The 5,410-nt window shown below is 39.7% G+C and carries 7 protein-coding genes and 3 pseudogenes; all 10 read left to right on the top strand.

All coding sequences use genetic code 11. The features are described from left to right. Window positions 1-571: 571 nt before the first annotated feature. Entirely contained in the window at window positions 572-1,507 is a 936-nt protein-coding gene (locus O9332_RS11735) for a metal ABC transporter solute-binding protein, Zn/Mn family (RefSeq protein ID WP_288025653.1), read from the top strand. 10 nt (window positions 1,508-1,517) lie between these two features. Then, complete coding sequence (locus O9332_RS11730; RefSeq protein WP_002757445.1) at window positions 1,518-2,213, top strand: metal ABC transporter ATP-binding protein; 696 nt, start codon at window positions 1,518-1,520, stop codon at window positions 2,211-2,213. A gap of 143 nt (window positions 2,214-2,356) precedes the next feature. Next, window positions 2,357-2,455 (top strand): annotated as a pseudogene (locus O9332_RS28055) (DUF29 family protein); the annotation flags it as partial. A 187-nt stretch (window positions 2,456-2,642) separates the two neighbouring features. Continuing rightward, window positions 2,643-2,900, top strand: a complete 258-nt coding sequence (locus O9332_RS11725; protein ID WP_002757447.1) for a DUF4160 domain-containing protein — start codon at window positions 2,643-2,645, stop codon at window positions 2,898-2,900. Next, complete coding sequence (locus O9332_RS11720) at window positions 2,854-3,192, top strand: DUF2442 domain-containing protein (RefSeq protein ID WP_288025648.1); 339 nt, start codon at window positions 2,854-2,856, stop codon at window positions 3,190-3,192. Before O9332_RS11725 ends, O9332_RS11720 begins: the two co-directional genes overlap by 47 nt. Window positions 3,193-3,408: 216 nt before the next feature. Next, window positions 3,409-3,693 carry a DUF1214 domain-containing protein gene (locus O9332_RS11715; RefSeq protein ID WP_288025645.1) on the top strand — a complete coding sequence of 95 codons (285 nt, stop codon included), beginning with the start codon at window positions 3,409-3,411 and terminating at the stop codon, window positions 3,691-3,693. A 103-nt stretch (window positions 3,694-3,796) separates the two neighbouring features. After that, on the top strand, window positions 3,797-4,534 hold the full coding sequence (locus O9332_RS11710) for a hypothetical protein (protein WP_002757449.1): 738 nt from the start codon (window positions 3,797-3,799) through the stop codon (window positions 4,532-4,534). Window positions 4,535-4,837: 303 nt separating this feature from the next. Next, window positions 4,838-5,071, top strand: coding sequence for a hypothetical protein (locus O9332_RS11705; RefSeq protein ID WP_288025639.1), 234 nt, complete (start codon window positions 4,838-4,840; stop codon window positions 5,069-5,071). Next, window positions 5,068-5,178: pseudogene (locus O9332_RS28050) on the top strand (type II toxin-antitoxin system PemK/MazF family toxin); the annotation flags it as partial. The gene O9332_RS11705 and the pseudogene O9332_RS28050, both read left to right, overlap by 4 nt. A 144-nt stretch (window positions 5,179-5,322) precedes the next feature. Beyond that, window positions 5,323-5,410, top strand: a pseudogene (locus O9332_RS11700) (IS200/IS605 family transposase); the annotation flags it as partial.

Raw genomic sequence — 5,410 nt, 5'->3', positions numbered from 1 at the left:
AGGGTGTGGGGTGTGGGGTGTGGGGTGTAGGGTGTGGGGTGTGGGGTGTGGGGTGTAGGGTGTGGGGTGTAGGGTTTTACCGATTTTGAGGGGGTCAATTACTTAATTTTCCCCCCGATCACTCCCATGTCCGGTACTTTTTGATTTCCCCAAAAGTCTAAAAGTCTTACCCAACAAGGTTTTTAGATTTATTCAGCAAGCTTTAGTTGAGATATCCTGAATTTAAACTGTCTCTTGAGAGTTTTAGTACAAATGCTCAGGCTTCCTCTCCCAACTCCGGCACTCCGGTGCAGTCTTAACGAGTATCAGTTGTCAGTTCACCCACTACTTTTTGGGGTTAATTTTTTTGGGCTTTATTTGACTTGACCAGAGGGGGGTCGCAGGCGCACGGATTTTCCATTATCTATATAATATCATGTCAAGCGTTAGTTAGCAAGAGAAAATTTTTTAATTGGGAGCGAAAGATCGAAGGACGAAAAACCAGTACATCTATACCGAAATATTTTCAGAATGATAACGATTCTCACCGACTGTGATAAGATCAGAATCATAATCAGACTCAGTTAATCCGATGGGTAAAAATTTCCAGTTAACAGCGATCGCTTTAACCCTGACTATAGCCAGCTTAACAGCTTGTAGTGGTCCCTCGGTCAAGGAAGAGGAAGCAAAGACACCCTTACAGGTGACAGTGAGTATCGTACCGCAGGAATATTTCGTCAAACGCATCGGCGGTGATAGAGTTAGTGTTAATGCCATGATTCAACCCGGGACAGATCCCCACACCTATGAACCAAAACCCGAACAATTAAAAACCACAGCCCAATCGCAAGCCTACTTTAAAATCGGTGTATCCTTAGAAGATGCCTGGAAAGATCGCTTAAACAGTGTTAACCAACAGATGTTAATCATCGATACCAGTCAAGGGGTAGATAAAATCCCTTTGACAGCAGAACATAATCACGATCATGATCACGATCATGATCACAGCAAGGAAGAAAAACATCAAGCTGGAAAAAACACCCTAGATCCCCATATTTGGTTATCACCAAAACGAGTCAAAGCACAAGCAAAGACTATTTATCAAACCCTAGCACAACTCGATCCCGGTCAGGAAGCTATCTATCGGGCTAACTTGGAAAAATTCAGTCAGGAATTAGACGCATTAGATCAAGAAATTCGGCAAAACTTGGCAGGGGTCAAAAACCAAAAATTTATGGTTTTTCATCCCGAATGGGGCTATTTTGCCCAAGATTACGGTTTAGAGATGATTGCGATCGAAATCGAAGGCAATGAACCCAGTGCTGCCCAGTTAAGTCAACTAATCAAACAGGCAAAAAAAGAGAATATTAAAGTTATTTTTGCTCAACCGGAATTTAGTCAGAAAAGTGCCGAAACTATTGCTAGGGAAATTGGGGGACAGGTAATCCTTATCAGTGCCTTTGCTCAAAGTTGGAGTGAAAACCTGCGACAAGTTTCCCAAAAAATGGCCACAGTTTTAAATCAGTAATTGTTTGTATATGTCAACGATCATTACCATTAGTAATCTCTGGGCCGGCTACGAACAGGAACCCATCCTCGAAGATATTAATTTAACCATTGAAGAATTGGATTTTCTGGGAATTATCGGCCCGAATGGAGGAGGAAAAACTACCCTCCTTAAGGTTTTACTGGGATTAATTAAACCTTGGCGGGGAGAAGTCAGTATTTTGGGGCAAAGTGTCCAAAAAGGTCGGGAATTAGTCGGTTATGTGCCGCAGTTTGTCGAATGCGATCGCTCATTTCCCATCACTGTGGGTGAGGTGGTGAAAATGGGGAGATTGAGCAGCAAAAAACTCTGGCAAGGCTATAGTAAAAAAGATGAGGTAAGGGTAGATAAAGCTTTAGATAGTGTGGGAATGTTAGCGTTGAAAAAAAGGTCGATTGCCGAACTTTCGGGAGGACAGCGCCAACGGGTTTATATCGCTCGCGCTTTAGCGGTAGAACCCCGTCTCTTGATTTTAGATGAACCCACTGCCAGTGTCGATCCCCAAATGCGTGCTAGTATTTTTTCCCTGTTGCAAGAATTGAATGAGTGGATAACTATTTTAATTATTTCCCATGATCTGGGAACCCTATCTACCTATGTTAAATCGATCGGTTGTCTCAATCGTCGTCTCTATTATCACGGCCAAAAATCTCTCACTACCGCTATGTTAGAACAAGTGTATTGTTAAAAAGTTTCTCCCTTTCTACTGTCAAAACCCTTGACAAATCCCCGCCCTTGACATATACTTATATATAGAATGGGAATCCTTGCCTGCCTGCAAACCCTCTTTTTTTAGGTTAGATAAGCGTCAAGAAAATAAAAACCTAATACCTGACCAGCGCTAAAGACTTATACGAACAAGACTATCTTGCTTGGTTAGAAGAAACGGCCAAACAACTGGGACAAAGACAGACAGATGTATTGGATTGGGGAACCAACAGAGACAAAAATTATTATTATTAGTTGTGAATTTCATTATGACTAGGCTCAATGTAATCGCTGTTATCTTGTTGATTAAACTTTAAAATTGTCATTGCTTGGGATAGGAACGCCAAGGGCGATCGCTTACAATAGGGGGCAAACTTTTAGAAAGCAACCTTTATTACTATTCTTACTCATGCCCACTCTATCAAGCTTCTATGGAATAAAAATCACCATGAACTATAACGATCACAATCCGCCTCCTATCCATGCCGAGTATCAAGATTATGAAGCGGTTATAATGATTAACACAGGTGAAGTTTGTGGTCAAATGCCCAAAAGAGGACTAAATTTAGTATGGGAGTGGCTTGATCTACACCAATCTGAACTATTGGAGAACTGGGAAAATGCGCGTCAAAGAAAACCTCTTAACAGAATCGATCCCCTTCCCTAAAAAGGAGCTATTTCTTCATGTTATCTGTGTGGAATATCTGGATAAGTATCAATTAAAGCTAACCATTAATAATGGAATAGAAGGGATTGTAGATTTAGAACAAGAATTGTATGGAGAAATCTTTGAACCCTTAAAAGATAAAAGTTTATTTCAAAAAGTATATGTAAATAGTCGGACAATAGAATGGCCAAACGGAGCAGACTTTGCCCCTGAATTTTTATTTGAAATTGCCCTCGACAAGCAACCGGTTAGTATAGTCGGTGATCCTGTAGGGTACGCTAATGAAATGTAACGGACCAAATTGTTTTTTTAACAATAATTATCTGATTTGCGATTATTTTGGACTTTAGTGCGATCAGGTTTTCTTCTCATGGTGTGATCGCTTTTTGATCAGGAGTGGCGATCGCTAATTGCCCTCTTGACTTAAAAAATAGTTACTTAACGCGCTTTTTTGCTTTTAATCATGATGAATTTGTAATTATTCTACGTTACGCTAACACATCCTCGCGTGCTACTATTCTGGTCAGTGATTCTTGACAGTAACCAGACGCGATCGATGATTCAGACGGATCAACAGTTTCCTAGTGTCGGTAGTCAGACAAAGGGACTTTTGGTTAATGCCGATGGCTCTGTGGATATCTATTTCGGGCCGAAACCGCCTGCGGGTAAGGAGAATAACTGGGTGCAGACAAATCCGGGCACGGGTTGGAATACGATTCTTCGACTTTATGGCCCGCTTGAGCCTTGGTTTGATAAGACTTGGCGACCAGGGGAAATCGAGTTACTGAAATAGTCCTATTGAGAATATGGCTGAATCGCCGATTTGTTGCTTGGGTTGAGGTGATACAATACAATATTGCCTTTTTTCTGGCTAATAAAATTGGCGATCATATTTCATGACTTTTTACGAATGTATGACAACTAATATAACTCAACAAAATAACCAAAATAATTTTAGTTTTGCCAAGTTTAAAGAGCAAATAACTGCTCGTAGAATTGACCTAAATAAAGCTATAGATAAAGTTAAACAAGACCATTATGTTAAAGAAGATAAGCAAAAAAAAGAACTATCCCCAATTATATTTGAAAAATCATTATTCCCAGAGTTAGTAGATCAAGATAACTGGAGACATGAATTACTACAAGATCTAGCCCAGCAGTGGGAAAGCCTAGCTAATCTTTCTATTATTTGTGAAAAAGAAGCAAGGATAGCAAGCAAGAACAAAAGACAATATCGTTTTTGGAGAATCTTAGTAGGATTGACAATAACACTATTTTCTGCTTTATGGTGTGCTCGAAACCCTAGGAATGAAAACAGCAATAGCCCTCTAAGCAGAAGAAGCTTTCTCATTGGAGCCTTAACAGGATTAGTGGGGATATTTACTGCTGGCGGACCTTTAGTAGATGCTGTTAATGATTTAATAGAACCAGAAAGACATCGTAACCGAGCGATAGGCTTTAGAAGCTTAAAAATCGATACCGATAGTCAGATGCTCAACATCGAAATGATGATTTTTTATGACCTCTCCAAAAAAGAATTAAACTTCTCAGCCTTCTACCAAAAATTTAAAGCGATCAAGGAAGAGACCAATCGTATTTACAAAAAATCCTATGAATTGGGTATAAATATTTAGTACGATCACCGATCTTGTAGTGCGATCACTTTTGGGAGGTGAAGAAGAAAGTAGCGATCACTTTTTGTGATGAGGAGGGGTGATCTTTTTTTGGGGAATGAGGAGAGGCGATCACTTTTTGAGGAGGAGGAGGGGCGATCGTTTTTTTGATGATGGGGAGGGGCGATTTTGAGGAGGAGGGGCGATCTTGTAGATTGGGTTGAGGTGACGAAACCCAACATTACCTTTTTCCCAAATTACCACCCAATATCTGAGTTATAATTAATACCATCAATTCTACACCTTAATCAAATAATTTAACTTATGTCTGCTACAATTCGTGAAGAACTTCACCAACAGATTGACCGATTACCTGATGACATTGTTGAAAAAATTGCCAACTTTACCCGATTAATTTCCCCTGAGCTAAACAACATTTCAGAATATACTAATTGGCAAGATGAAGACTGGCAAAAATTTTCATTAGAGCAATTTTTCAAAGAAGAAGATGAAATTGAATATTCCCTAGCAGATGCTCAAGAAATTTATCAACCATGAAACCAGGTGATATTGTTCTAATTCGTTTTCCTCAAGCAGACTTGAAATCAGGAAAACTACGTCCAGCTTTAATTATTGCTATTTCACCAAGTCGCCATCGTGATTTATTACTTGCTTTAATTTCTTCTCGTCTCCATCAAGCTACTCTAGGATTTGACGAAATTATTAATACCTCTCTTCAAGTATTAGGCAGTGAAATATTTAATCTCTTCGGGTCTAATTCCCCGCCGCTCGCGGCGTACAATAGAAAAATGAGTGAATACATCCATAAGAGCCATAATGTAAGTGTTTTGCTATATCATTTAGTGTTCCCAGCCAAATATCGTAAAGCCGTTTTCG

This window comes from Microcystis sp. LE19-10.1B (genome assembly GCF_027530565.1).
GTDB lineage: Bacteria > Cyanobacteriota > Cyanobacteriia > Cyanobacteriales > Microcystaceae > Microcystis > Microcystis aeruginosa.
This window is presented reverse-complemented; position numbering and strand designations above follow the sequence as displayed.

What these genes read in the sequence shown, in the direction of transcription:
- O9332_RS11735 (WP_288025653.1), top strand. Translation starts at nt 572, where the DNA reads ATGGGTAAAAATTTCCAGTTAACAGCGATCGCTTTAACCCTGACTATA.
- O9332_RS11725 (WP_002757447.1), top strand. Translation starts at nt 2,643, where the DNA reads ATGCCCACTCTATCAAGCTTCTATGGAATAAAAATCACCATGAACTAT.
- O9332_RS11705 (WP_288025639.1), top strand. Translation starts at nt 4,838, where the DNA reads ATGTCTGCTACAATTCGTGAAGAACTTCACCAACAGATTGACCGATTA.
- O9332_RS11730 (WP_002757445.1), top strand. Translation starts at nt 1,518, where the DNA reads ATGTCAACGATCATTACCATTAGTAATCTCTGGGCCGGCTACGAACAG.
- O9332_RS11710 (WP_002757449.1), top strand. Translation starts at nt 3,797, where the DNA reads ATGACTTTTTACGAATGTATGACAACTAATATAACTCAACAAAATAAC.
- O9332_RS11720 (WP_288025648.1), top strand. Translation starts at nt 2,854, where the DNA reads ATGCGCGTCAAAGAAAACCTCTTAACAGAATCGATCCCCTTCCCTAAA.